Source organism: Sphingomonas sp. Leaf17, from assembly GCF_001421505.1.
Taxonomy (GTDB): Bacteria; Pseudomonadota; Alphaproteobacteria; order Sphingomonadales; family Sphingomonadaceae; genus Sphingomonas.
Genome location: NZ_LMKL01000008.1, coordinates 68361 through 94083, shown reverse-complemented (window position 1 = coordinate 94083; position 25723 = coordinate 68361). Strand labels below are relative to the sequence as shown.

The window sequence follows — 25723 nt, the reverse complement described above, 5'->3', positions numbered from 1 at the left end:
GCGGCGGTCGCGGCTTGGCGTCAGGGCGGAGGCCAGTGACATCGGGGGAGCAGGTGACGATGACGGCATGGCGGATCGGGATCATCGGTGGATCGGGGCTGTACGCGATCGACGCGCTGGAGGATGCGCGCTGGACCACGATCGAGAGCCCGTGGGGAGCGCCGTCCGATGCGGTGCTGTGCGGGCGGATCGGCGCGGTCGAGCTGGTGTTCCTGCCGCGTCACGGACGCGGTCATGGGATCGCGCCGGGCGACATCAATGCGCGTGCCAACATCGACGTGCTGAAGCGCGCGGGGTGCACCGATGTCCTCGCCTTGTCGTCGATCGGGTCGTTGCAGGAAGAATTGCCGCCGGGCCATTTCGTCGTGGTCGACCAGTTCATCGACCGCACGGTGGCGCGGCCGTCGACGTTTTTCAGTGACGGGCTGGTCGCGCATGTGTCGATGGCCGACCCGGTCTGTCCGCGGCTGTCCGCGCTGGCCGCCGCCGCCGTCACCGCCGCGGGCGGGCCGGTGGTGATGGGGGCGACGTATCTGGCGATGGAGGGGCCGCAATTCTCCACCCGCGCCGAAAGCCGGCTCTACCGGCAATGGGGCTGCGACGTGATCGGCATGACCGCGATGCCCGAGGCAAAGCTCGCGCGGGAGGCGGAGCTGCCCTATGCGCTGGTCGGCATGGTCACCGATTATGACTGCTGGCGCGACGAGGCGGCGTTCGTCGAGGTCGACGCGGTCATCCGCCAGATGCGGCGCAATGCCGGTATCGCCCGCGCAACCATCGCCGCCTTTGCCGCCGCGTTGCCCGCGGAGCGCGCGGCCTCGCCGATCGACACGGTTCTCGACCATGCGCTGCTGACCGATCCGGCCGCCGTGCCGGTTGCGGCGCTCGCGCGGCTGGACGCCATCGTCGGCCGCCGCCTGAACCGGAAAAATGCCCGTTGAACGATGAGGATGACACCGTTCGCCGGTTGCCGCGTTAAGGGGGCCGAGGGGTATCACGCACATGAAACTGTTTCACGTCAGCGACGTCCATTTCGGGGCCGAGGATCCGGAGGCTATCGCCTGGTTCGACGCCTGCGTCGCCGACGAACGACCCGACGCGGTCATCATGACCGGCGATCTGACGATGCGCGCGCGCACCCGCGAGTTCGAGGCCGGCGGCGCGTGGCTGCGCGGGCTTGGCGTGCCGATCTCGCTGGAGGTCGGCAATCACGACCTGCCCTATTACTGGGATCCGCTGCGCCGTCTGATCCGTCCCTACAAGCGCTATGCAGCGGTCGAGAAGCTGATCGAGCGACAACTCGACCTGCCCGGCCTGTCGATCATCCCGCTGAAGACGACCGCGCGCGCGCAGTTGCGCTTCAACTGGTCCAAGGGGCGGGTCAGCGACGATGCGCTCGACTGCGCGCTGGCGATGATCGCGACGGTGCCGAAGGGCAATCTGATCTTCGTCGCCGCGCATCATCCGCTGGTCGAAGTGGGCACGCATGCGACCGGCAAGACGCACAAGGGGCAGGAGGCGCTGGTCGCACTGACCGCCGCCGGCGCACATGCCGTGCTGTCGGGCCATGTCCACGACCCGTTCGACGTGACGCTGATGCGCGGCGGGCGGCCGATCCGCGTCATCGGCGCGGGCACGCTGTCGACCCGGACCCGCGAAACACCGCCCGCCTTCAACGAGATCCGCGTCGATGGTGACCGGTTCGAAACGATCGTGCGGACCTTGTCGGCAGAACCGCCGCGCTCGGTCACGCCTGCGGTCGAGCGGATCATCTGACGGAGAAGGGGCGTGTTCGGTGTGGCGCCGAGACATGCCGCCGCGTTCTGAAATACCAAGGGCATCGGGTCGGGTGGCGCTATCCGTGTAGGGGCGTCGCTTTGCCCCGATCCGTCATTGCGAGCGCAGCGAAGCAATCCAGGGTCGCGGGCAAGACGCCCTGGATTGCTTCGCTGCGCTCGCAATGACGGGAGGGTTGTAGGCACATATCGCGCGACAACCTTCGGTGGGATCTCTGCCGCGTAACCACATCCCCGACCAGACGTACCCCCCAAACGAAAACCGCCGCCCGGTTGCCCGGACGGCGGCTTCTCGTCGGTCAGTCTGATCGAGCGATCAGTCGTTCAGATACTCGCCCGCATCGGCGTCCGTGCCGGTGCCCGAGGTGACGACCTCGGCCAGCGGATCCGGACCGGTGTTGCTCGCCTCCTTGGCCGACCGCGCGGCTTCCGCCTTGCGTTCCTCGGCGGCGCTGGCCGGTGCGACCAGTGCCACTTCGGCCAGACGACGCTGCTGCGCGCGCAGCGCCACGTCGCGGCTGGTCGCCGCCACGCGCAGGCGGCTCATGCCCGCACCCGTACCGGCTGGGATCAGGCGGCCGACGATCACGTTCTCCTTCAGGCCCATCAGGTTGTCCTGCTTGCCCTGAACCGCCGCCTCGGTGAGGACGCGGGTGGTTTCCTGGAACGATGCCGCCGAGATGAAGCTGCGGGTCTGCAACGACGCCTTGGTGATGCCGAGCAGGATGGGCTTGCCCTGTGCCGGGGTCTGCTTCTTGTCGAGCTTCTCGTTGATCGCGTCCATTTCCTCGCGATCGACCTGCTCGCCGGCCAGCAGCGTGGTGTCGCCGCCGTCGGTGATCTCGACCTTCTGCAGCATCTGACGAACGATCGTTTCGATGTGCTTGTCGTTGATCTTCACGCCCTGGAGTCGATAGACGCCCTGGATTTCCGACACGAGATATTCGGCCAGCGGCTCGATGCCGAGGACTTCAAGGATGTCGTGCGGATCGGGGCTGCCGCCGATCAGGTTGTCGCCACGCTTGACGTAGTCGCCTTCCTGAACGTCGATCACCTTCGACTTCGGCACCAGATACTCGACGACGTCGCCGCCATCCTCGGGCTGGATGCCGATCTTGCGCTTTGCCTTGTAATCCTTGCCGAACACGACCCGGCCCGAAATCTTCGCGATGATCGCGTTTTCCTTCGGCTTGCGGGCCTCGAACAGCTCGGCGACGCGCGGCAGACCACCGGTGATGTCGCGGGTCTTGGCGCTCTCACGCGAAACACGCGCGATCACGTCACCGCCCGATACCTGGGCGCCATCCTCGACCGAGAGCGTTGCCCCCAGCGCCAGCATGTAACGACCGGCCTCGCCCGAATTGTCGTCGAGCAGGGTCAGGCGCGGACGCAGATCCTCCTTCGACTTCGTCGCGGCGCGATATTCGGTGACGACCCGCTGGGCGATACCGGTGGCTTCGTCGGTGACTTCCGTCATCGTCTTGCCTTCGATCAGGTCGACATACTTCACCGTCCCCGGGTTTTCCGTGATCACCGGCATGGTGAACGGATCCCATTCGGCCATCCGGTCGCCCTTCGACACGATGTGACCATCGTCGAACAGGACATACGACCCGTAGGGCAGGCGGTTCACCGCCAGTTCGCGACCGTCCATGTCGAGGATCGCGATCTCGCCCGAACGGCTGAGCACCACGCGACGACCACGCTGGTCGACGATGATACGCAGGTCGCGAAACTCGATCGTGCCGTCGACCGGAGCCTCCAGGTTCGACTGCTCGTTCAGCTGGGCCGCACCACCGATGTGGAAGGTACGCATGGTCAGCTGCGTACCCGGCTCACCGATCGACTGCGCGGCGATGACGCCGACCGCCTCACCGATGTTTACCGGCGTACCACGCGCCAGATCGCGACCGTAGCACTTGCCGCAGACGCCGATCTTCGATTCGCAGACCAGCGGGCTGCGGATCTTGACCGACTGCGTCCCCAGACCCTCGATCGTGACGATCATCGGCTCGTCGAGCAACGTGCCGAGCGGGATGATGACATCACCCGTCTTCACGTCGACGATGTCCTCGGCCGTGGTGCGGCCCAGGATACGTTCGCCCAGCGACGCGATGGTCTGGCCGTTCTCGACGATGGCCTTCATTTCCAGCGCGCGTTCGGTGCCGCAATCCTCCTCGATGATGACGCAATCCTGCGACACATCGACCAGACGACGGGTCAGATAGCCCGAGTTCGCCGTCTTCAACGCCGTATCCGCGAGGCCCTTGCGCGCGCCGTGGGTGGAGTTGAAGTACTCAAGGACGGTCAGGCCCTCCTTGAAGTTCGAGATGATCGGCGTTTCGATGATCTCTCCCGACGGCTTGGCCATCAGGCCGCGCATGCCGGCAAGCTGCTTGATCTGCGCCTGCGAGCCACGCGCACCGGAGTGCGCCATCATGTAGATCGAGTTGATGTCCTTCTCGCGGCCCGTTTCCGGGTCGGTCTTCACCGCCTTGATCTCGTCCATCATGGCGTTCGCCACCTGGTCGCCGCAACGGCTCCAGGCGTCGATCACCTTGTTGTACTTCTCCTGCTGCGTGATCAGACCGTCCTGATACTGCTGCTCAAAGTCCTTCACGAGGCCCTTGGTCTCATCGACCAGCGCGACCTTGGCGTCCGGGATGATCATGTCGTCCTTGCCGAACGAGATGCCCGCCTTGAACGCGTGACGGAAGCCCAGTGCCATGATCGCGTCGGCGAACAGCACGGTCTCCTTCTGGCCGGTGTGGCGATACACCTCGTCGATGACGTCGCCGACATCCTTCTTGGTCAGCAGGCGGTTGACGGTGTCGAACGGCACCTTGTGGCTGTGCGGCAGGCATTCGCCCAGCAGCATGCGGCCCGGCGTCGTCTCGTACCGCTTCATGTACTGCTTGCCGGTCTCGTCCGTCTGCGGAACGCGGCTGATGACCTTGGTGTGCAGCGTGACGGCCTTCGCCTCCAGCGCCTGATGCACTTCGGCCATGTCGCCCAGCAGCATGCCCTGGCCCGGCTCGTTTTCCTTGAGCATCGACAGGTAATACAGGCCCAGCACCATGTCCTGCGACGGCACGATGATCGGCTTGCCGTTGGCGGGCGACAGGATGTTGTTCGTCGACATCATCAGAACGCGCGCTTCCAGCTGCGCCTCAAGCGACAGCGGAACGTGCACGGCCATCTGATCGCCATCAAAATCGGCGTTGAACGCGGAGCAGACCAGCGGATGCAGCTGAATCGCCTTGCCCTCGATCAGCACCGGCTCGAATGCCTGGATGCCCAGACGGTGAAGCGTCGGCGCGCGGTTCAGCATGACCGGATGCTCGCGGATCACCTCGTCCAGGATATCCCAGACTTCCTTGCGCTCCTTCTCGACCCACTTCTTCGCCTGCTTCAGCGTCATGCTGAGACCCTTGGCGTCGAGGCGCGCGTAGATGAACGGCTTGAACAGTTCGAGCGCCATCTTCTTTGGCAAGCCGCACTGGTGCAGCTTCAGTTCCGGACCGGTAACGATGACCGAACGACCCGAATAGTCGACGCGCTTGCCGAGCAGATTCTGGCGGAAGCGGCCCTGCTTGCCCTTGAGCATGTCGGACAGCGACTTCAGCGGACGCTTGTTGGCGCCGGTGATCGTGCGACCGCGGCGACCGTTGTCGAACAGCGCGTCGACGGCCTCCTGCAGCATGCGCTTTTCGTTGCGGACGATGATGTCCGGCGCGCGCAGCTCCATCAGCCGCTTCAGGCGGTTGTTGCGGTTGATGACGCGGCGATACAGGTCGTTCAGATCCGATGTCGCGAAGCGGCCGCCGTCCAGCGGCACCAGCGGGCGCAGTTCGGGCGGGATGACCGGCACGACCTCAAGGATCATCCACTCAGGCCGGTTGCCCGAATCGATGAAGCTTTCGACGACCTTCAGCCGCTTGATGATCTTCTTGGGCTTCAGTTCCGACTTGGTGACCGCCAGTTCCTCGAGCAGCGTGGTACGCTCGCCCTCAAGATCCAGCGACTCCAGCATGATGCGGACTGCCTCTGCACCGATGCCGGCCGAGAACGCGTCCTCGCCATACTGGTCCTGCGCTTCGAGGAGTTCGTCCTCGGTCATCAGCTGGTACTTTTCGAGCGGGGTCAGGCCCGGCTCGATGACGATATACGCCTCGAAGTACAGGACACGCTCAAGCTGCTTCAGCTGCATGTCGAGCAGCAGGCCGATGCGCGACGGCAGCGACTTCAGGAACCAGATGTGCGCGACCGGCGCGGCCAGCTCGATATGGCCCATCCGCTCACGGCGGACCTTCGATACGGTGACCTCGACGCCGCATTTCTCGCAGACGATGCCCTTGTACTTCATCCGCTTGTACTTGCCGCACAGGCACTCATAATCCTTGATCGGACCGAAAATGCGCGCGCAGAACAGGCCGTCACGCTCGGGCTTGAACGTGCGATAGTTGATGGTCTCGGGCTTCTTGATCTCGCCGAACGACCACGACCGGATACGGTCCGGGGACGCGATGCCGATCTGGATCTGGTCGAAGGTTTCCGGCTTGGCGACCGGATTGGCGAAGGGGGTCATCTCGTTCATATTTCAATTCCCTCTAGGGGCAAATCTCTGGGCGAGCAGGGAAGGGACGCCGCCCGAAGGCGACGTCCGCATCCTCACTCCGCCGCGATCGCGATGCCGTCCGCGTCGACTTCGTTGCTCTTCAGCTCGACGTTCAGGCCCAGCGAGCGCATTTCCTTGACGAGCACGTTGAAGCTCTCCGGAATACCCGCCTCGAACGTGTCGTCGCCCTTGACGATCGCCTCGTAGACCTTGGTGCGGCCGACCACGTCGTCCGACTTCACCGTCAGCATTTCCTGCAACGTGTACGCCGCGCCGTAGGCCTGGAGCGCCCAGACCTCCATCTCTCCGAAACGCTGTCCGCCGAACTGGGCCTTGCCGCCCAGCGGCTGCTGCGTGACCAGCGAGTATGGCCCGATCGACCGGGCGTGGATCTTGTCGTCCACAAGGTGATGCAGCTTGAGCATGTAGATGATGCCCACCGTCACCTTGCGGTCGAACTTGTCGCCGGTACGTCCGTCGAACAGGTCCGACTGACCCGACGGGTCGAGACCGGCCAGCTCCAGCATGTCGGTGACATCGCTCTCTCGCGCACCGTCGAACACGGGCGTTCCCATCGGGATGCCGGTCTTCAGGTTTTCCGCCAGCTCGATGATCTGCTCGGCGTCACGCGCCTCGATGTCCGCGGCATAGTGATCGCCATAGACTTCAAGCAGCCGTGCCTTGACCGCGTCGGGCATCGCACCCGCCTTGGCATCCGGGTTGGCTTCGCGCCAATCGTCCAGCGCGACCTTGAGCTGCATGCCAAGTGAACGCGCCGCCCAGCCGAGATGCGTCTCGAAGATCTGACCGACGTTCATGCGCGACGGCACGCCCAGCGGGTTCAGCACGAGATCGACCGGCGTCCCGTCGGCGAGGAACGGCATGTCCTCCGCCGGCAGGATGCGGCTGATGACGCCCTTGTTGCCGTGACGGCCGGCCATCTTGTCGCCCGGCTGCAGCTTGCGCTTCACCGCAACGAACACCTTGACCATCTTCAGCACGCCCGGCGGCAGCTCGTCGCCACGCTCCAGCTTGTCGCGACGGTCGTGGAACTTGTCGGTAATCAGCTTGGCGGCATCGTCATACTGCTGCTTCACGGCCTCAAGATCCGACTGGACCTTGTCGTCGGCGACCGCGAACTTCCACCATTCGTGACGATCGACCTGCTCCAGCAGATCCATGTCGATCACGACGCCCTTCTTCACGCCCTTCGGCGCGGCCGTCGCGGTCTGGTCGAGCAGCATCTCGCGCAGGCGGCTCCACGTCGCCCGGTTGAGGATCGTGCGCTCGTCGTCCGAGTCCTTCTTCAGGCGCTCGATCTCCTCGCGCTCGATCGCCATCGCACGCTCGTCCTTGTCGATGCCGTGACGATTGAAGACGCGGACGTCGACGATCGTGCCGGCAACGCCCGGCGGCAGGCGCAGCGAGGTGTCACGCACGTCCGATGCCTTTTCACCGAAGATGGCGCGGAGCAGCTTCTCCTCCGGCGTCATCGGGCTTTCGCCCTTCGGCGTGATCTTGCCGACGAGGATATCGCCCGGCTCGACCTCGGCCCCGACATACACGATGCCCGCCTCGTCGAGGTTGCGCAGGGCTTCCTCACCGACGTTCGGGATGTCGCGGGTGATGTCCTCCGGCCCCAGCTTGGTGTCGCGGGCCATCACCTCGAACTCGTCGATGTGGATCGACGTGAACACGTCGTCCTTCACGATCCGCTCGCTGATGAGGATCGAATCCTCATAATTGTAGCCGTTCCAGGGCATGAACGCGACGAGCGCGTTGCGGCCCAGCGCCAGCTCGCCGAACTCGGTCGAGGGACCGTCGGCAATGACGTCGCCGACCTGAACCACGTCGCCCACCTTCACCAGCGGACGCTGGTTGATGCAGGTCGACTGGTTCGACCGCTGGAACTTCATCAGCGTGTAAATGTCGACGCCCGACTTGCCGGCGTCGACCTCACCGGTCGCACGGACGACGATACGCGCCGCGTCGACCTGATCGACGATGCCCGCACGCTTGGCCGAAATGGCAGCACCCGAATCGCGCGCAACCGTCTCTTCCATGCCGGTGCCGACGAACGGCGCCTCGGCCTGGACCAGCGGCACGGCCTGACGCTGCATGTTCGAGCCCATCAGCGCGCGGTTGGCGTCATCGTTTTCCAGGAACGGAATGAGCGATGCGGCAACCGAAACGAGCTGCTTGGGGCTGACGTCCATCAGCGTGATGTTGTCGGGCAGCGCCATCAGGAACTCGCCCGCCTGACGCGACGACACCAGCTCCTCGGAGAAGCCGTTGCTCTCGTCCAGTTCGGCGGATGCCTGCGCGATCGTGTGCTTTGCCTCCTCCATCGCCGACAGATAGACGACGTCGTTGGTGACCTTGTGGTCGACGACCTTGCGGTACGGTGTCTCGATGAAACCGTATTTGTTGACCCGGCTGAACGAGGCCAGCGAGTTGATGAGACCGATGTTCGGGCCTTCCGGCGTCTCGATCGGGCAGATGCGGCCATAATGCGTCGGGTGAACGTCGCGGACCTCGAAGCCCGCGCGCTCACGCGTCAGACCACCCGGCCCAAGAGCCGACACGCGACGCTTGTGGGTGACTTCCGACAGTGGGTTGGTCTGGTCCATGAACTGCGACAGCTGCGACGAGCCGAAGAATTCGCGGACCGCGGCAACCGCCGGCTTCGCGTTGATGAGATCGTTCGGCATCACCGTCGATACGTCGACCGACGACATGCGCTCCTTCACGGCGCGCTCCATGCGGAGCAGGCCGACGCGGTACTGGTTTTCCAGCAGCTCGCCGACCGAGCGGACACGACGGTTACCAAGGTTGTCGATATCGTCGATATCGCCCTTGCCGTCCTTCAGGTCGACCAGCGTCTTCACCACCGCGAGGATATCCTCGGTGCGCAGCGTCGTCACCGTATCCTCGGCATCCAGGTCGAGACGCATGTTCAGCTTCACGCGACCCACGGCCGACAGGTCGTAGCGGTCGGGATCGAAGAACAGGCCCGAGAACAGCGCCTCGGCGGTCTCCAGCGTCGGCGGCTCGCCGGGGCGCATGACGCGATAGATGTCGGACAGCGCCTGCTCGCGTTCCTCGGCCTTGTCGGCCTTCAGCGTGTTGCGGATCCACGGGCCCGTCGAAACATGGTCGATGTCGAGCAGTTCGAGCTTCTCGATACCGGCCTTGTCCAGCAGTTCCAGATTCTCGCCGGTGATTTCGTCACCCGCCTCGACGTAGATCTCGCCGGTCTGCTCGTTGATGAGGTCGTAGGCGCTGTAGCGGCCGAAAATTTCCTCGGTCGGGATCAGCAGGTCGGTCAGGCCGTCCTTCGCTGCCTTGTTGGCGGCGCGCGGGGAGATCTTCTGACCGGCGGCGAAGATCACTTCGCCCGACTTGGCATCGACGATGTCGAACATCGGCTTCTGCTGACGCCAGTTCTCCGGCGCGAACGGGATGACCCAGCCGCCCTGACCACGCATGTAGGTGACGTGGTTGTAGAAGTGATTGAGGATGTCCTCGGAGTTCATGCCGAGCGCATAGAGCAGTGCCGTCACCGGCAGCTTGCGCTTGCGGTCGATACGGACGTTGACGATGTCCTTGGCGTCGAACTCGAAGTCCAGCCATGAACCACGATACGGAATCACGCGCGCGGCGAACAGGTACTTGCCCGATGCGTGGGTCTTGCCGCGATCATGGTCGAACAGCACGCCCGGTGAACGATGCATCTGGCTGACGATGACGCGCTCGGTGCCGTTGATGAAGAAGGTGCCGTTCTCCGTCATCAGGGGCATGTCGCCCATGTAGACGTCCTGCTCCTTGATATCGATGACCGACTTGGCTTCCGTGTCGGGATCGACCTCGAACGCGGTCAGGCGCAGGGTGACGCGCATCGGCGCGGCATAGGTGATGCCCCGCTGACGGCATTCCTCGACGTCGAACTTCGGCGGCTCAAGGACGTAATCGTCGAAATCGAGATAGGCGGTGCCGGCGAAATCCTGGATCGGAAACACGCTGCGCAGTGTCTTTTCCAGACCCGAGACGTGGCCGATCGACTTGTCCGAGCGCAGGAACTGTTCATAGCTCTCGCGCTGCACCTCGATCAGGTTCGGCATCTGCACGACTTCGTGGATGTTGCCGAATACCTTGCGGATGCGGCGCTTTGCCGTGCCGCCTTCGATCGCCCTGGTAGCCATGAACTTTTTGCCCTCGTATCAAGTGTAGGCGTCAGCCGTGATATCGTGTCCGGAAACCTCCGGATCGGGACGCAACGCGACGCCGAAAGGCCGCACGTACCAATGGGTTACGGCGGCTTCGGCGTCGATGAAACCATGGCGATCTATTCGTCTGGATGCGCTGCGCGAAGGCACGTCCTGTCCCGAAAGCCGTGGTGATGCGCCGGATATAGGCGTGGCGGGCAGGGGTGTCAAACCGTGCGCACTCGGCTAGGGGGCGGTGTCGGGTCCGGGTCGAACGACCGGGCCATCTGCGTAAGGACCAGTATCATGACATCCGCCGGGCGGCGCATCGTGCTCAGCGCCGCCGCCATTTTCGGGTTTGCCGCGTGCCCCCTCGCTGCCGCCATCGCGCAGGACGGCGCCCGTCTGCCGGGTCTCGACAATTTCCAGCTGGAATCGCCGCGCCCCGCGCCGCTGCCAACACCCACCCCGACCCCGCGCGCCATCCCGATCCCGGACGCACCGCGGATCGTGTTCCCGACGCCTGCGGCCAGCCCGACCCCGCGCGCGGCGCGTCCGTCCACCCGCCCCGCCGAACAGTCGCCCGACGCGGCTACGCCGACACCAGCCACCCGCCGCGACCGGGCGGCGGCGGCGGCCACGGTATCCGACGCGCCGGTCCCGGTCGCGACGCCGGCACCGGCCCCTGTCCCGTCGGTCGTCGCTACCCCGCAGGCCGCCACGCTGGCTCCGGTACAGGTGCCGACACCGCAGCCGACCGCCGCGGCTTCGGCTCCGGCTTCTGGCGAGGACGCGGCGTGGTCGATCTGGCCCTGGCTACTCGGCGGCCTCGGCGTTGTGATTGTGGCAGCGGTGATGCTGCGCCGTCGCCGGCCGGTGTCCGTGGTCAAGCCCGTGGTGAAAGATGCACCCAGGGCCGCACCGTCGCCGCGTGATGGCGAAACTCCGGCTGCCCCGGTCCCTGCCAAACCCGCCCCCGCCCGCACGCCAGCACCGCCGCCAGTCGCGGTGGCATCGGCCGCCCCGCGCGCGCGGCTTGCGTTGACGCTGCGCCCGCTCCGGGCCGGGCTGAACATGCTGAGCGCCGTCGTCGATTGCGAGGTGACGATCACCAACACCGGCACGGTCACGGCTGAGGACATCCGCCTCGACGTCCGGCTGCTGCCCGCCGGTGCGGGGCAGGATGCCGATCTGGCCGCCATCTACGCGCAGGCCCCGGTGCGCCCGGCGGTGCCCGTCTTCACGCTCGAACCGGGCGAAACGCGGCAGGTCAAGGCGCTGGCAGCCCTGGCACGCGCGGCGATCGTGCCGATGACGGCCGGCGGGCGGCCGATGTTCGTGCCGATCGTCGCGCTGGTCGCCCGCTACCGCGCCAGCACGGCCACCACCGGCCAGACGTCGCAGGCGTTCGCGGTCGGGATCGAGCGGGTGGATTCGCCCAAGCTCGCGCCCCTGTGGCTCGACCAGCCGGCGCGCATGCACAATGAAGTCGCCGCCCGCCCCCATGCGGCGGTGCTGGAAAGCTGAGCCTTCAGCGGAACGGATAGACCTTCACGGTATCGGGCAGGGCCGGGCCGACCGCCGGTGGTGTCCGCAGGCGGGCAACGATCGATTCGATGACCGGCATCAGCACCGTCGCCTCGGGCGTGTGCGACTGGCCGGTCAGGACGTAGGACGCCCCCGGCTTGCCAGCCTTGACCGCCGCGTTGTGCAATTCGTTGCCGAACTGCGCTGGCACCGTGTCGTCGGCAGTGCCGTGGATCAGGTAATACGGTTCGTCCAGCGCGCGCACCGCCACCGCGTTTTCGTACCGGTCGCTGATGAAGGCCCGCGCGATCCGGGGTGCCATCGCCCGCAACCGGGTGAAGGTGCCGATGGTCACCAGCGCATCCAGCGTCTGCCGCGTCGACAGGCCGAACGCAACGCCACCGCCAAGGCTGTGCCCGATGACGATCACCTTGCGCCCGCCCGCCAGCGCCCTGGCGCGTGCGTAGAAGGCGTCGGCATCGGCGGCCAGACCCTTTTCGTCGGGGCGGCCGGGATTGGCGCTGTAACCGCGATATTCCGCCGCGACGATGCCATAGCCCTTGGCCACCAGCGGCGCGAACCAGTCGACGCTGCGCGCGGCGCTGCCCGCATTGCCGTGGAAGATCAGCAGGACCGGCGCATCCCCCTTCGGCGGCACCTCCACCCCCTTGAGCAACAGGCCGTCCACCGTCGAGACCTGGTCGATCGTCGCGGTGGCGGGCAGGCCGGCGGTTGTCAGCGGCGCGGAGGGCGGCTGATAGATCCGGTCGTGGATCGACTGTCCGGTGGCCGGCGTGACGGCCATCAATGCGAAGGCGGCGAGGGGATAGAAGCGCATCGGCGATGGCTAACACACCCGTCGCGTGTCGCAACTACACAATCCGCGCATCGAATAACAATAAACGGTTTGCCGTAAAACAATGCGGCGCGTATCGAGGGGCGATACAGCGCGGAGCAGACTCGCCATGCCGAAAGACCGTATCATCTCCTTTTTCCGCATGGTTCTGCGGATCGTTGGAATTGCGAACCTGAGTTTCGCCCTGTTCTATCTGGTGATCCTCATCGGCAGCGTTCCCTTTGCCGGACTGCTCGAACGCCAGCTCATCGCCAAATACGGCGTGACGATGGACGTCGGGACGGTCGTCGCCGGCATGCGCGGCCTGTTCGTCATTGGCATCGGGGCGGCCATCGCGATCCACGGCATCGTGCGCAATTTGCAGACGATCGTCGCCACGCTGGTCGAAGGGGATCCCTTCGTCGCGCAGAACGCCCGACGGTTGCAGGCGATCGGCTGGGCGTTGCTGGCGCTCCAACTGCTCGACCTCGTGTTCGGCGGACTCACATGGCTGTTCGTGTCGCTGCGCGTCGATGTGATCGACTGGATGCCGTCCTTCACCGGGTGGCTGGCGGTGTTGATCGCGTTCGTGCTGGCGCGGGTGTTCGCGCGCGGCACGGCGATGCGCGACGAGCTGGAGGCGACGGTCTGATGCCCGTCACCGTCCGGCTCGACGACCTGCTCCACGCGCGGCGCATGACGCTGACCGAATTATCGCAGGCCGTCGACATCACCATCGCCAACCTGTCGATCCTGAAGACCGGCAAGGCCAAGGCGATGCGCTTTTCGACATTGGAGGCGATCTGCCGCGTGCTGGAATGCCAGCCCGGCGATCTGCTGGTGTTTGAGCAAGAGGGGGACGAGCAATGACATTCTGGAACGCATTCAAGGCCACTTACAGCGGTGGCACCGCTTTTCTTGTCGCCTGTCCGCTGCTGGCGATGGTTCCCGTCGTGTTCGAGCTGTTGCAGCATGTCGTCGAGGTGAAGATCGGCATGTACGACAGCATCGCCGCTGCAAAGGCGGTGGAGCATCACCCGCTGCGAATGGCGTTCGGCATGGTGAAGATCGCCGCGCTGACGGTGCCGATCTACTGGGTCACGCGGTTCCTGCCGCATCGTGACGCGCGGTTCGCCGCGACCCTGGATCCGCTGGCGGTCCGGTTGTTCGCCGGGGTGTTGGTGTTCGACCTGATGATGGCCGCGCTGCAATTGTTCGTGGTGCCGCAGACGGGGGCCGCGCTGGCAATCGGGTTCGTCGTCGGACAGGGGATCGGCTGTCTCGTCGCAGCCTGGGGAGCGGCGGCCTCGCTCGGAAACCGGGCAATCGGGCCGCGTGCCTCGATCGCGCTGATGGCCCGGCATGTGCCGTGGACGTTCGCGTTCTCACTGGCGGTGATGCTGCCGCTGATGATCCCGCATTATGCGCTTGGCGCGCTGGCACTGGTCGGGCCGAAGCCGTTGATGTGGCCGGTGCTGGTGGTCGATTCGCTGCTGGTCGGATGGCTGACCGCCGTTCTCGCGGCCGGTTCCTATTATGTGGCGGCGCGGGCGGCCGGGAAGGCGGGCGTTGACCTGATGCCCGACCGGGTGGGGACCGCGTCGGTACTGGCGACGGGCGGGGCGTGATTGGTCCTGCCTGACGGTGGAACGAAAAAGGGCGACCCCGTTGCCGGGGCCGCCCTTTTTTTGCTGAACCGACATGGGCAAAGCCCATGCCGTCGGTCGGCCCCTTCGGGCCGCCGGCCGTCCTCGCGGTGGCTGGGGCGGCTCGCCGCTCCAGCCACCGCTGCGGATTACTTCAGTTCGACCGTGGCGCCGGCTGCTTCCAGCTGGGCCTTGATCTTGTTGGCTTCGTCCTTGCTCACGCCTTCCTTGACCGCCTTCGGGGCGCCCTCGACGAGTGCCTTGGCTTCGGTCAGGCCGAGCGCGGTGATCGCACGGACTTCCTTGATGACGTTGATCTTCTTGCCACCGTCGCCGGTCAGGATCACGTCGAACTCGGTCTGCTCTTCAGCGGCCGGAGCGGCTGCGCCGCCGCCTGCTGCCGGTGCGGCGACTGCTGCTGCAGCCGAAACGCCCCACTTCTCTTCCAGCATCTTCGACAGCTCAGCGGCTTCGAGGACGGTCAGTTCGCTCAGGCTCTCAACGAGCGCGTTCAGGTCGGCCATGTGTAGTCTCCATCTCGGGGGCGGACCCCCATCGTTTCAGTCGGTAAAAGGGCCCGAAGATCAGGCTGCTTCCTTGTCCTTCTCGGCGTAGGCCGAAAGCACACGCGCAAGCTGCGCAGCCGGAGCCTGCGTGATCGTTGCGAGCTTCGTGGCAGGTGCCACGAGCAGGCCGACGATCTTGGCACGCAGTTCATCCAGCGACGGCAGCGTCGCAAGCGCCTTCACGCCTTCGACGTCGAGGGCCGTCGCGCCCATCGCTCCACCCACGATTTCGAACTTGTCGTTCGTCTTCGCGAAGTCGACCGCAACCTTGGCTGCGGCGACCGGGTCGATCGAGGTGGCGAGGCCGACAGGGCCGGTCAGCATGTCGCTGATCGAACCATAGTCGGTCCCGTCGAGCGCGATCCTGGCAAGCTTGTTCTTCGAGACCTTGTAGGTCGCGCCGGCGTCGCGCATCTTGTTCCGCAGCACAGTGGACTGTGCGACGGTCAGGCCGAGGTTGCGGGTGACGACCACCACGCCGACTTCGGCAAAATTGCGGTTCAACTCGGCGACGGCCGCGGTCTTTTGATCACGATCCATGCCATTCTCCACGTTTCGGGGCCGGGCTGTCGTAACAGCGGCGACCCGTTTCAAAACCGGCCGCCAGCGCGAAGGAAACCCCTCGTGCCCGTGACCGGGTAAGTCCAGCGATGGGGGTTGGGAAACCGTCGATAGCCTCGACAGCAGACCGGCGAGCCACGCGTGCCTTGCCGGAAAATCCGTATCCCCGTCTCGGCGGGAGATTAAGCACCGGCAGATCCGGTACACCCACTGTCTTGGACGGACCCGACGTCGCGCGAACGCTCCATCGGGGTTGGACGGGCGCTTAGCGGTCCGTGTACCGCAAGTCAATCGCGCTTCGCCCCTGCGCTGCGCTGTCATCGAACCGTCCTTAAAACGACCCGGCGGTGTCTTTGTCCCGCAACCTGTTTGCCGCTTTCGATGGGCAGGAGGGGCAGGACGGCTTCGGCCCACCGGGGGACTCTTTATGACCGATACGATTTCGACCTATTGCGATGGTGACATCGACACCAACCGTTCGACGACACCGCACCTGAACGACCTGATCCACAGCCGCTATTCGCGCCGTCAGACGTTGCGCGGCGGCATGTCGGCGATGGCGGCGGCGGTGTTCGGCGGCATGATGCTGACGGGCTGCGACGATGATGGCGATGCGGCGGCCAACGTCACGGTCACCGCCGGCACCGTCGGGGACACGACCGCCGGCAAGACGGTCACGCTGGTCGGCAATGTCGTCGGCCTGGCCAATATGGTCGCCTGGACGCAGGTCAGCGGGCCGACCGTCGCGCTGACCAATGCCGACACCGCGCTGGCCAGTTTCGTCGCACCGGGCGTCGCCACCGGCACCGTGCTGACGTTCCAGTTCACCGCGACCGCCGGCAGCACGACGGCGTCGGCGACCACGACCGTCACCGTCGGTTCGGCCGTGCTCGGCTTCACCGCCGTGGCCAAGAGCCTTGCCGACGTGGTGACCGTGCCGACCGGCTATGCCGTGACGGTGCTGTATCGCCTTGGCGATCCGATCGCGAGCGGTGTCCCGGCCTATGCCAACAACGGCACCGACACCAACTTCGCGCAGCGCGCGGGCGATCATCATGACGGCATGAGCTATTTCGGCTTGGCGTCGGGCGGAAACACGCCCGATCCGTCGAACAGCAGCCGTGGCCTGCTGGTCCTGAACCATGAAAACGTCAGCGAGCAGTATCTCCACGTCAACGGCGTGACCTTCACCGGCGGCCTGCGTCCCGAGGGCGAGGTCATCAAGGAGATCGAGTGCCACGGTGTCTCCGTGATCGAAGTGACCCGGACGAACGGCGCGTGGGGCTATGTCCAGTCGTCGGCGCTGAACCGTCGCATCACCCCGAACACGCCGATGATCTTCAGCGGTCCGGTGCGCGGCGATGCCAGCCTGCGGACGAAATATTCGCCCGACGGCACCACCGGGCGCGGCACGATCAACAATTGCGCCAACGGGACGATGCCGTGGCACACCTATCTGACCAACGAGGAGAACTGGGCTGGCTATTTCCGTCGTGACACCGGCGACGTCGCGGCCCGTGCCGCCGCCGGCCTGACGCGGCAGAATACGTCGCTGGCACGCTATGGCATCGGCCAGGGCCGGGCGGGCAATTACAACTGGACGCGGGTGGTGCCCGCCGACGCGACGTCGACGATCTACGCCCGGTGGAACGCCACCGTCGTCCCGGGCACGCCCGCCAATGGCACCGGCGACTTCCGTAACGAACCGTTCCAGCTCGGCTGGGTGGTCGAGATCGACCCGTTCAACCCCGCCTCCACCCCGCGCAAGCGCACGGCGCTCGGCCGCATGAACCATGAGGGTTGCGAAGCCGGACGCATGGTGCCGGGCGTCAAGCCCGCCTTCTACATGGGCGACGACGCGCAGAACGAATATATCTACAAGTTCGTGTCGAACGTCGCGTGGAGCGCCAGCGACGCCAATGCGTCCGATCGTCTGGCGATCGGCGACAAGTATCTGGATGCGGGCACGCTGTATGTGGCGAAGCTGGCCGCCGATGGCAGCGGACAGTGGCTGCCGCTGGTGTTCGGTCAGGGACCGCTGACGGCGGCCAACGGCTTCGCCAGCCAGGCGGACGTGCTCATCAACGCACGGCTCGCAGCCGATGCGCTGGCGGCGACGCCGATGGACCGGCCGGAGTGGACCGCGGTGAACCCGGCGACCGGCGAGATGTACTGCACGCTGACCAACAATTCGTCGCGCAGCGCCGCCCGGGTCGATCCAGCCAACCCGCGCGCCTACACCGATCCCAAGGTCGACGGGCGCGGCCCCAGCACCGGCAACGTCAACGGCCACATCATCCGCTTCCGTGAAGCGGGCAACACGACCGAGGCGACGAGCTTCACCTGGGACATCTACGCCTTTGGTGCGGGCAGCGATCTCGACGCGGCGACCATCAACCTGTCGGGGCTGGACGCGACCAACGACTTCTCATCACCGGACGGCCTGTGGTTCGGCACCGCCGGCAATGCGACCGGGCAGGGGACGCCGCTGATGTGGATCCAGACCGATGACGGGTCGTACACCGACGTCACCAACTGCATGATGCTCGCGGCGATTCCCGGCAGCGTCGGTGATGGCGGCACGCGGTCGGTCACCAGCACGCTGAACGGCGTCACCAGCACCGTGACGACGCGGATCGGCAAGACGCCGGGCACGACGTTGCGCCGGTTCCTGGTCGGGCCGAAACAGTGCGAGATCACCGGCATCCACTCGACGCCGGACGGCAAGTCGGTGTTCGTCAACATCCAGCATCCCGGTGAGGGCGGCGACACCACCGCGATCAGCAGCAACTGGCCGGCCAACCAGTCGGGCGCGGCGGCGACCGGTTCGCGCCCGCGCTCCTCGACGATCGTCATCACCCGCACCGATGGCGGTATCGTCGGGCTGTGATACGACGGATCCGCGATGGCCATCGTCCATCGCGGATCAGCCCCGCGAAGTCGCTGCACTCTGCGTGGAGATTGGCGGGCACAAAAAAAGGGCCGGGATCGCTCCCGGCCCTTTTTCTATGCGATGATCGTAACGCTTACGCGCCAACGACCTCGGTCGTGTCGACGCGGATGCCAGCGCCCATCGTCGACGATACGGCGATCTTGCGGACATACTTGCCCTTGGCACCGGTCGGCTTGGCCTTGACGACCGCATCGACCAGCGCGTCGAAGTTTGCGCGCAGGTCTTCCGCCGGGAACGACGCCTTGCCGATACCCGAATGGATGATACCGGCCTTCTCGACGCGGTACTCGACCTGACCGCCCTTGGCGGCTTCGACGGCGGCGGCGACGTTCATCGTCACGGTGCCGAGCTTCGGGTTCGGCATCAGGCCCTTGGGACCCAGGACCTTACCGAGACGACCGACAATGCCCATCATGTCCGGGGTCGCGATGCAGCGATCGAAATCGATTGTGCCACCCTGGATGGCTTCCATCAGGTCTTCCGCACCGACGACGTCGGCACCGGCGGCCAGCGCCTCCTCAGCCTTCGCACCGCGCGCGAACACGCCGACGCGAACGGTCTTGCCGGTGCCCTTGGGCAGGGTCACCACGCCACGGACCATCTGGTCGGCGTGACGCGGATCGACGCCCAGGTTCAGCGCGACTTCGATCGTCTCGTCAAACTTGGAGGTCGCACCCGAACGGGCCATCGCGATGGCTTCGTCGATGGCGTGCAGCTTCTGGCTGTCGACGACGTTCGCCTTCTGCTTCTTGGTCAGCTTTGCCATGATATCAGCCCTCCACCACTTCGAGGCCCATTGCGCGGGCGCTGCCTTCGATGATCTTGGTCGCGGCCTCGATATCGTTGGCGTTCAGATCCTTCATCTTCAGCGTCGCGATGTCGGCAAGCGCGGAACGCTTGATCTTCGCGGCGACGACCTTGCCCGGCTCCTTGGAACCCGACTTCAGGCCGGCGGCCTTCTTGATGAGGAAGCTGGCGGGGGGCGTCTTGGTTTCGAACGAGAACGAGCGATCCGCATAGACCGTGATGATGGTCGGGATCGGCATGTCCTTTTCGAGTTCCGTCGTCGACGCGTTGAACGCCTTGCAGAACTCCATGATGTTCACGCCGCGCTGACCCAGCGCAGGCCCGATCGGCGGAGCCGGCTTTGCATTGCCGGCTGGCACCTGCAGCTTGATGTACCCTGTAATCTTCTTTGCCATGTCACTCTCTCAGTTTAGCGGTCCAAACGATCCGAAGACCTCCCGCGGCATTCCCTCGATATTCGCATCGTTGCCGGTGCGTCAGGTCGCGAGGGGCGACCGTGAAACTTGAAACTTGCGGCTGACACGGGAGTAAATCCCGTGTCGTCGGCCCTCGATGGATCGAGGTCGGCCGGCGCTCGCAAATAAGGCTTCGGCCTTATTTGCTCCGCTCGACCTGTTCGAAGTCCAGTTCGACCGGGGTGGCGCGACCGAAGATCGACACCGACACCTTGACCTTGGACTTGTCGAAATCGAGTTCCTCGACCACGCCGTTGAACGTCGCGAACGGGCCGTCCAGCACCTTGACCGCATCGCCGATCTCGTAGTCGACCTTGACCTTCTGCTTGGGCGCAGCGGCGGCCTCCTCCTTCGAATTCAGCATCCGCGTGGCTTCCGCCTCGCTGATCGCCTGGGGCTTGCCCATCGAACCTAGGAAGCCGGTCACCTTCGGCGTGTTCTTTACCAGGTGATACACGTCGTCGTTCATGTTCAGCTTGGCGAGCACATAGCCGGGCATGAACTTGCGCTCGACCGCGATCTTCTTGCCGCGACGGGCTTCGGTGATCGTCTCGGTCGGAACCTCGATCTGCTCGACCAGCTGTTCGAGACCCAGGCGGGTCGCGTCGGCCATGATCGAATCGCGAACCTTGCCCTCGAAACCCGAATAGGCATGAATGATGTACCAGCGCGCCATTGCCGACCTGTCTTACTGCGCGAGGGACAGCAACGCCTTGACGATCGCCTCGAACATCGAGTCGACTGCCAAGAAGAACACGGCGAGGATGGTCGTCATGATGACGACCATGACACCCGTCATCACCGTCTCGCGACGGGTCGGCCAGACGACCTTCTTGGTCTCGGTCTGGACCTGCCGGATGAACTCGATGGGAGACGTCTTCGCCACGTGCTGCTGATCCCGCTAAATGGGGTTTCGCCGAAACCGGGGGCAGGGCTTCGCTGGCCGCTTCCTTCGTCAGAAGCGGCGCTGGCCCGTCCTCGCTATCGGATGGCCGGCGCAGATAGCCGGGGCTTGCCGGAAACGCAAGGGCCGAGCGGCCGGTTCGACAAGTGGCAGGAGTGCTCGGATTCGAACCGAGGGCCTTCGGTTTTGGAGACCGACGCTCTAACCAACTGAGCTACACTCCTGTGCGGTCGCGGCCTTTAACGGTAACCGCGCGGCGGCACAAGCACCCGCACCGGTTTTTGCGCCCTTTTCGACTGTGGCCGGGCATTTCGGCCGCCGGCAGGGATGACGATGCGGCGATGACGCGGTAAGTGCCGGTCGGGGAGTGCATCATGACCAAGATTGTATCGCGCCGGCTGCTGCTGTCGCTCGTGCCGGTTGCCGGCCTGCTGGCGGCGGCCGATCCGGCGCCGCATGTGCCCGATTTCGGCGCAAATCTCGAACGGTTCGCCTATCCGTGGCCAGTGCAGGTTATGACCGTCGATATCGTCGGGCAGCCGGCGCACATGGCCTTCATGGATGTCGCCGCGCCACGTCCCAACGGGCAGTCGGTGGTCCTGCTGCACGGCAAGAATTTTTGCGGTGCCACATGGGAGGGGACGGTCCGCGCGCTGTCGTCGGCCGGCTACCGCGTGCTGATCCCCGACCAGATCGGGTTCTGCAAGTCGTCGAAGCCGCGTGCCGCCCAGTACAGCCTGCCGATGCTGGCATCGCTGACCCGGCGGCTGATGCAGTCGCGCGGGATCGGCCGTGCGCATGTCGTGGGGCATTCGATGGGCGGCATGCTGGCGATGCGGTTTGCGATCCTGTTCCCCGACGCGGTCGACCGGCTGGTGCTGGTCAATCCGCTGGGCCTGAAGGATCGGGCCGAGGAGGGGGTGCCCCCGACCGATATCGACGCGCTGTGGGCGGGCGAGAAGAAGACGAACTACGCGTCGATCAAGGCATATCAGCAGGCGAACTATTATCATGGCACCTGGAAGCCGGCCTATGACCGCTGGGTATGGATGCTGGCGGGCATGTATCAGGGCAGCGGTCGCGACTCGGTCGCCTTGGCCCAGGCCAAGACCAGCGAGATGATTTACGCACAGCCCGTCGCGCGCGAACTGTACCGGATCAAGGCTCCGACGACCCTGCTCATCGGGCCGCTCGACCAGACGGCGTTCGGGCGTGCGCAGGCCCCTGTGGCGATCCGGCGGACGCTGCAGCCAATCCCGGCGATCGCGCCACAGGCCGCGCGGCAATTTCCGGATGCCACGGTCGTCCGGCTGGAAGGGCTTGGACATTCGCCACAGGTCGAGGATCCGCAGCGGTTCGAAACGGCGTTGCTGGCCGCGCTCAACCGTAACCGCCGATAACCCCGGCGGACGCAGGCTGCCCGTTGACGTCCGCCGGGTTCCGCCGTATAGGCGCGCCCTGTTCGGTGGGTTTCGTGCCCGTCGTGCTGCTTGAACATTGCTGGATGCATTCCAGGACCCGAGGCCCGCGTTCGCGGTTCCGACGGTCCTTTTTGTATTCTCAGGCGCCTCAGGCTCCAGCAAAGTAACCATTTGAAAGGTGAAGGCTTCAATGCCGACGATCAACCAGCTGGTCCGCAAGGGCCGCGATCCGCAGAAGGCCAAGTCCAAGGTCCCTGCGATGGAAGCCAACCCGCAGAAGCGCGGCGTTTGCACCCGCGTCTACACGACGACCCCGAAGAAGCCGAACTCGGCACTGCGCAAGGTGGCCAAGGTTCGCCTGACCAACCAGCGCGAAGTCATTTCGTACATCCCGGGCGAGGGCCACAATCTTCAGGAGCATTCGGTTGTCCTGATCCGTGGCGGCCGTGTCCGCGATCTTCCCGGTGTGCGCTATCACGTCCTGCGCGGCGTGCTCGACACACAGGGCGTCAAGGATCGTCGCCAGTCGCGTTCCAAGTACGGCGCAAAGCGTCCGAAGTAAGCCGGTCGGCTCCGGGTCGGTCCAGCGATCGACCACGGAGCTTCTCGACCACCAAGGCTGAAGTTTAGAAGGAAACAAGAAATGGCACGTCGTCGTCGCCCAGAAAAGCGTATCATCCTCCCCGATCCCAAGTTCGGTGATGAGGTTCTGTCGAAGTTCATGAACAGCGTCATGCTGGACGGCAAGAAGTCCGTCGCCGAGCTGATCGTGTACGGTGCCTTCGAAACCGTCGAGCAGCGCGCGAAGCGGGATCCGCTCGGCGTGTTCCACGAGGCGCTGACCAACGTGAAGCCGGGCATCGAGGTCCGTTCGCGTCGTGTCGGTGGTGCGACCTATCAGGTCCCCGTCGAGGTGCGTCCCGAGCGTGCGCAGGCACTGGCCATTCGCTGGCTGATCGGCGCTGCCCGCTCGCGCAGCGAAAACACGATGGCCGCCCGTCTGTCGGGCGAGCTGATGGATGCCGCCAATAACCGTGGCAACGCGGTCAAGAAGCGGGAAGACACGCACCGGATGGCCGAAGCCAACCGTGCGTTCAGCCACTACCGCTGGTAACCGCATAGCCGGTGGGTTTCCACCGGCCACGAAAACGCCTATATCGTGGGGAGCAGGCGTAATGTCTGGCTCCCCACATTGCTAAGGAAGCACCGATCATGGCCCGCAGCCATCCGCTCGAAAAGTATCGCAATATCGGTATCATGGCGCACATCGACGCCGGCAAGACGACGACGACCGAGCGTATCCTTTACTATACCGGCAAGTCCTACAAGATCGGCGAAGTGCATGAAGGCACCGCGACGATGGACTGGATGGAGCAGGAGCAGGAGCGCGGGATCACGATCACGTCGGCCGCGACGACGTGCAAGTGGCGGGCCGAAGAGGGCAAGGGCCCCGAGCATCTCATCAACATCATCGACACGCCGGGCCACGTCGACTTCACGATCGAAGTCGAGCGTTCGCTGCGCGTTCTCGATGGTGCGGTTGCGTGCTTCGACGGTGTTGCCGGCGTTGAGCCGCAGTCGGAGACCGTGTGGCGTCAGGCCGACAAGTACGGCGTGCCGCGCATGTGCTTCATCAACAAGCTGGATCGCACCGGCGCCGATTTCTACTTCTGTGTCGACTCGATCATCGAGCGTCTGGGCGCGCGTCCGGCCGTCCTGTATCTGCCGATCGGCATCGAGGGCGGCTTCAAGGGGCTGGTCGATCTGGTCGAGAACCGCGCGATCATCTGGCTCGAAGAGAGCCTGGGCGCGAAGTTCGAATATCAGGACATTCCGGCCGACATGGCCGAGAAGGCCGCGAAGTATCGCAGCGACCTGATCGAAATGGCCGTCGAGCAGGACGACGACCTGATGGAGGCCTATCTGGAGGGCAACGAGCCGAGCACGGCCGACCTTAAGAAGCTGATCCGCAAGGGTACGCTGAGCATGGCGTTCGTGCCGATCGTCTGCGGCTCCGCGTTCAAGAACAAGGGCGTTCAGCCGCTGCTCGACGCGGTCGTCGATTATCTGCCCAGCCCGCTGGACGTTCCGGCGATTCAGGGTCTGAAGCTCGACGGCGTGACGCCGGACGAGCGGCAGTCGTCGGACGACGTGCCGTTCTCGGCGCTGGCGTTCAAGATCATGAACGATCCGTTCGTCGGCACGCTGACCTTCGCGCGCATCTACTCGGGCAAGCTGGAGACCGCATCGCAGGTCACCAACTCGGTCAAGGACAAGAAGGAAAAGGTCGGTCGCATGCTGCTGATGCATGCGAACAGCCGTGAGGACATCCAGGAGGCCTTCGCCGGCGACATCGTCGCGCTGGCGGGTCTGAAGGACACCACGACGGGCGACACGCTCTGCGCGATGAACGCACCGATCATCCTTGAGCGGATGGAGTTCCCCGAGCCTGTGATCGAGCTGTCGGTGGAGCCGAAGACCAAGGCCGACCAGGAGAAGATGGGCGTCGCGCTCAATCGTCTCGCCCGCGAGGATCCCTCGTTCCGCGTGTCGTCGGACCCCGAGTCGGGTCAGACGATCATCAAGGGCATGGGTGAGCTTCACCTCGAAATCCTGGTCGACCGCATGAAGCGCGAGTTCAAGGTCGAGGCCAATGTCGGCGCACCGCAGGTTGCATATCGCGAGTATCTGAAGAAGCCGGTCGACATCGACTACACGCACAAGAAGCAGTCGGGCGGCACCGGCCAGTTCGGTCGCGTCAAGGTGAAGCTGACGCCGGGCGAGCGCGGGTCGGGCATCCTGTTCAAGGACGAGATCAAGGGCGGCAACATTCCGAAGGAATATCTGCCCGCGATCGAGAAGGGCTTCCGCGAAACCGCAGCCAGCGGTTCGCTGGTCGGCTTCCCGATCATCGATTTCGAGATCGTGCTGTATGACGGCGCGTATCACGACGTCGACTCGTCGGCGCTGGCGTTCGAAATCTGTGCCCGTGGCGCGATGCGCGAAGCGGCCCAGAAGTCGGGCATCACCCTGCTCGAGCCGGTCATGAAGGTCGAAGTCGTTACCCCGGAGGATTATCTGGGTGACGTGATCGGCGACATGAACAGCCGTCGTGGCCAGATCCAGGGCACCGACAGCCGCGGCAACGCGCAGACGGTCGAGGCGATGGTGCCGCTGGCGAACATGTTCGGCTATGTGAACTCGCTGCGTTCGTTCACGCAGGGCCGCGCGCAATACTCGATGCAGTTCTCGCACTATGACGAAGTGCCGCAGAACGTCGCCGACGAGGTGAAGGCGAAGTTGGCCTAAGCCAGAGGCGCACGGGGCCAGAGCAATCTGGCTCCGAGACGCCGAAAGGCCGGCCGACCTCGGGCTTGCCCGAGGTTCGACGACACGGAATTCACTTCCGTGTCGGCTCCTTGATCAAGG

The 25723-nt window shown here is 65.0% G+C and carries 20 protein-coding genes and 1 tRNA gene; 11 read left to right on the top strand and 10 right to left on the bottom strand.

Features of this window, described 5'->3' with window-relative positions:
- Window positions 1-59: 59 nt before the first annotated feature.
- The gene (gene mtnP / locus ASE75_RS12565) at window positions 60-941 is read left to right on the top strand and encodes an S-methyl-5'-thioadenosine phosphorylase (protein WP_055934089.1); all 882 of its coding nucleotides are present in this window, start codon (window positions 60-62) and stop codon (window positions 939-941) included.
- A gap of 61 nt (window positions 942-1002) precedes the next feature.
- Window positions 1003-1776: a metallophosphoesterase family protein gene (locus ASE75_RS12560; RefSeq protein WP_055934087.1), complete on the top strand. Its 774-nt coding sequence runs from the start codon at window positions 1003-1005 to the stop codon at window positions 1774-1776.
- Window positions 1777-2112: 336 nt separating this feature from the next.
- On the opposite strand, the gene rpoC is transcribed toward ASE75_RS12560, so the two are convergent.
- Window positions 2113-6393 (bottom strand): DNA-directed RNA polymerase subunit beta', encoded by a 4281-nt coding sequence (gene rpoC, locus ASE75_RS12555; protein WP_055934085.1) that lies wholly within the window; start codon window positions 6391-6393, stop codon window positions 2113-2115.
- A gap of 74 nt (window positions 6394-6467) precedes the next feature.
- Window positions 6468-10616 (bottom strand): DNA-directed RNA polymerase subunit beta, encoded by a 4149-nt coding sequence (gene rpoB, locus ASE75_RS12550; protein ID WP_055934083.1) that lies wholly within the window; start codon window positions 10614-10616, stop codon window positions 6468-6470.
- 309 nt (window positions 10617-10925) lie between these two features.
- Here rpoB and ASE75_RS15555 point away from each other — a divergent pair, with 309 nt between their 5' ends.
- The gene (locus tag ASE75_RS15555; protein WP_156340445.1) at window positions 10926-12146 is read left to right on the top strand and encodes a hypothetical protein; all 1221 of its coding nucleotides are present in this window, start codon (window positions 10926-10928) and stop codon (window positions 12144-12146) included.
- 4 nt (window positions 12147-12150) lie between these two features.
- On the opposite strand, the gene ASE75_RS12540 is transcribed toward ASE75_RS15555, so the two are convergent.
- Window positions 12151-12984 carry an alpha/beta hydrolase gene (locus tag ASE75_RS12540; protein ID WP_055934081.1) on the bottom strand — a complete coding sequence of 278 codons (834 nt, stop codon included), beginning with the start codon at window positions 12982-12984 and terminating at the stop codon, window positions 12151-12153.
- A gap of 127 nt (window positions 12985-13111) precedes the next feature.
- Here ASE75_RS12540 and ASE75_RS12535 point away from each other — a divergent pair, with 127 nt between their 5' ends.
- Genes ASE75_RS12535 through ASE75_RS12525 form a run of 3 tightly spaced genes read left to right on the top strand, consistent with a single transcriptional unit; the run spans window position 13112 to window position 14609 of the window.
- On the top strand, window positions 13112-13633 hold the full coding sequence (locus tag ASE75_RS12535; protein ID WP_055934079.1) for a DUF2975 domain-containing protein: 522 nt from the start codon (window positions 13112-13114) through the stop codon (window positions 13631-13633).
- On the top strand, window positions 13633-13851 hold the full coding sequence (locus ASE75_RS12530) for a helix-turn-helix domain-containing protein (protein ID WP_055934077.1): 219 nt from the start codon (window positions 13633-13635) through the stop codon (window positions 13849-13851). Before ASE75_RS12535 ends, ASE75_RS12530 begins: the two co-directional genes overlap by 1 nt.
- Window positions 13848-14609: a hypothetical protein gene (locus ASE75_RS12525; RefSeq protein WP_055934076.1), complete on the top strand. Its 762-nt coding sequence runs from the start codon at window positions 13848-13850 to the stop codon at window positions 14607-14609. The genes ASE75_RS12530 and ASE75_RS12525 overlap by 4 nt, the downstream gene beginning before the upstream one ends.
- 167 nt (window positions 14610-14776) lie before the next feature.
- On the opposite strand, the gene rplL is transcribed toward ASE75_RS12525, so the two are convergent.
- Complete coding sequence (gene rplL, locus ASE75_RS12520) at window positions 14777-15151, bottom strand: 50S ribosomal protein L7/L12 (RefSeq protein ID WP_055934074.1); 375 nt, start codon at window positions 15149-15151, stop codon at window positions 14777-14779.
- Window positions 15152-15211: 60 nt separating this feature from the next.
- Window positions 15212-15733: a 50S ribosomal protein L10 gene (gene rplJ, locus ASE75_RS12515; RefSeq protein ID WP_055934072.1), complete on the bottom strand. Its 522-nt coding sequence runs from the start codon at window positions 15731-15733 to the stop codon at window positions 15212-15214.
- Window positions 15734-16181: 448 nt separating this feature from the next.
- On the opposite strand from rplJ, the gene ASE75_RS12510 reads away from it, so the two are divergent.
- Window positions 16182-18644, top strand: coding sequence for a PhoX family protein (locus tag ASE75_RS12510; protein ID WP_055934070.1), 2463 nt, complete (start codon window positions 16182-16184; stop codon window positions 18642-18644).
- Window positions 18645-18780: 136 nt separating this feature from the next.
- Here the strand turns inward: ASE75_RS12510 and rplA are convergent, their stop codons facing one another.
- The 5 genes from rplA to ASE75_RS12485 form a co-directional block, all read right to left on the bottom strand.
- A complete protein-coding gene (rplA, locus tag ASE75_RS12505) occupies window positions 18781-19473 on the bottom strand; it encodes a 50S ribosomal protein L1 (RefSeq protein ID WP_055934067.1) in 693 nt (230 codons plus the stop codon).
- Window positions 19474-19477: 4 nt separating this feature from the next.
- On the bottom strand, window positions 19478-19909 hold the full coding sequence (rplK, locus tag ASE75_RS12500) for a 50S ribosomal protein L11 (protein WP_055934065.1): 432 nt from the start codon (window positions 19907-19909) through the stop codon (window positions 19478-19480).
- Between the two features lie 199 nt (window positions 19910-20108).
- Entirely contained in the window at window positions 20109-20645 is a 537-nt protein-coding gene (nusG, locus tag ASE75_RS12495) for a transcription termination/antitermination protein NusG (RefSeq protein ID WP_055934063.1), read from the bottom strand.
- A 12-nt stretch (window positions 20646-20657) separates the two neighbouring features.
- Window positions 20658-20855, bottom strand: coding sequence for a preprotein translocase subunit SecE (gene secE / locus ASE75_RS12490; RefSeq protein ID WP_055934061.1), 198 nt, complete (start codon window positions 20853-20855; stop codon window positions 20658-20660).
- Window positions 20856-21020: 165 nt separating this feature from the next.
- Window positions 21021-21097 (bottom strand) — tRNA-Trp (locus tag ASE75_RS12485).
- A 150-nt stretch (window positions 21098-21247) separates the two neighbouring features.
- Here ASE75_RS12485 and ASE75_RS12480 point away from each other — a divergent pair.
- The 4 genes from ASE75_RS12480 (at window position 21248) to fusA (ending at window position 25603) form a co-directional block, all read left to right on the top strand.
- On the top strand, window positions 21248-22273 hold the full coding sequence (locus tag ASE75_RS12480) for an alpha/beta fold hydrolase (RefSeq protein ID WP_055934059.1): 1026 nt from the start codon (window positions 21248-21250) through the stop codon (window positions 22271-22273).
- 211 nt (window positions 22274-22484) lie between these two features.
- Complete coding sequence (gene rpsL, locus ASE75_RS12475) at window positions 22485-22856, top strand: 30S ribosomal protein S12 (RefSeq protein ID WP_010164594.1); 372 nt, start codon at window positions 22485-22487, stop codon at window positions 22854-22856.
- A gap of 81 nt (window positions 22857-22937) precedes the next feature.
- Window positions 22938-23408 (top strand): 30S ribosomal protein S7, encoded by a 471-nt coding sequence (rpsG, locus tag ASE75_RS12470; protein WP_055934057.1) that lies wholly within the window; start codon window positions 22938-22940, stop codon window positions 23406-23408.
- A gap of 98 nt (window positions 23409-23506) precedes the next feature.
- Window positions 23507-25603 carry an elongation factor G gene (fusA, locus tag ASE75_RS12465; protein ID WP_055934055.1) on the top strand — a complete coding sequence of 699 codons (2097 nt, stop codon included), beginning with the start codon at window positions 23507-23509 and terminating at the stop codon, window positions 25601-25603.
- Window positions 25604-25723: the final 120 nt, after the last annotated feature.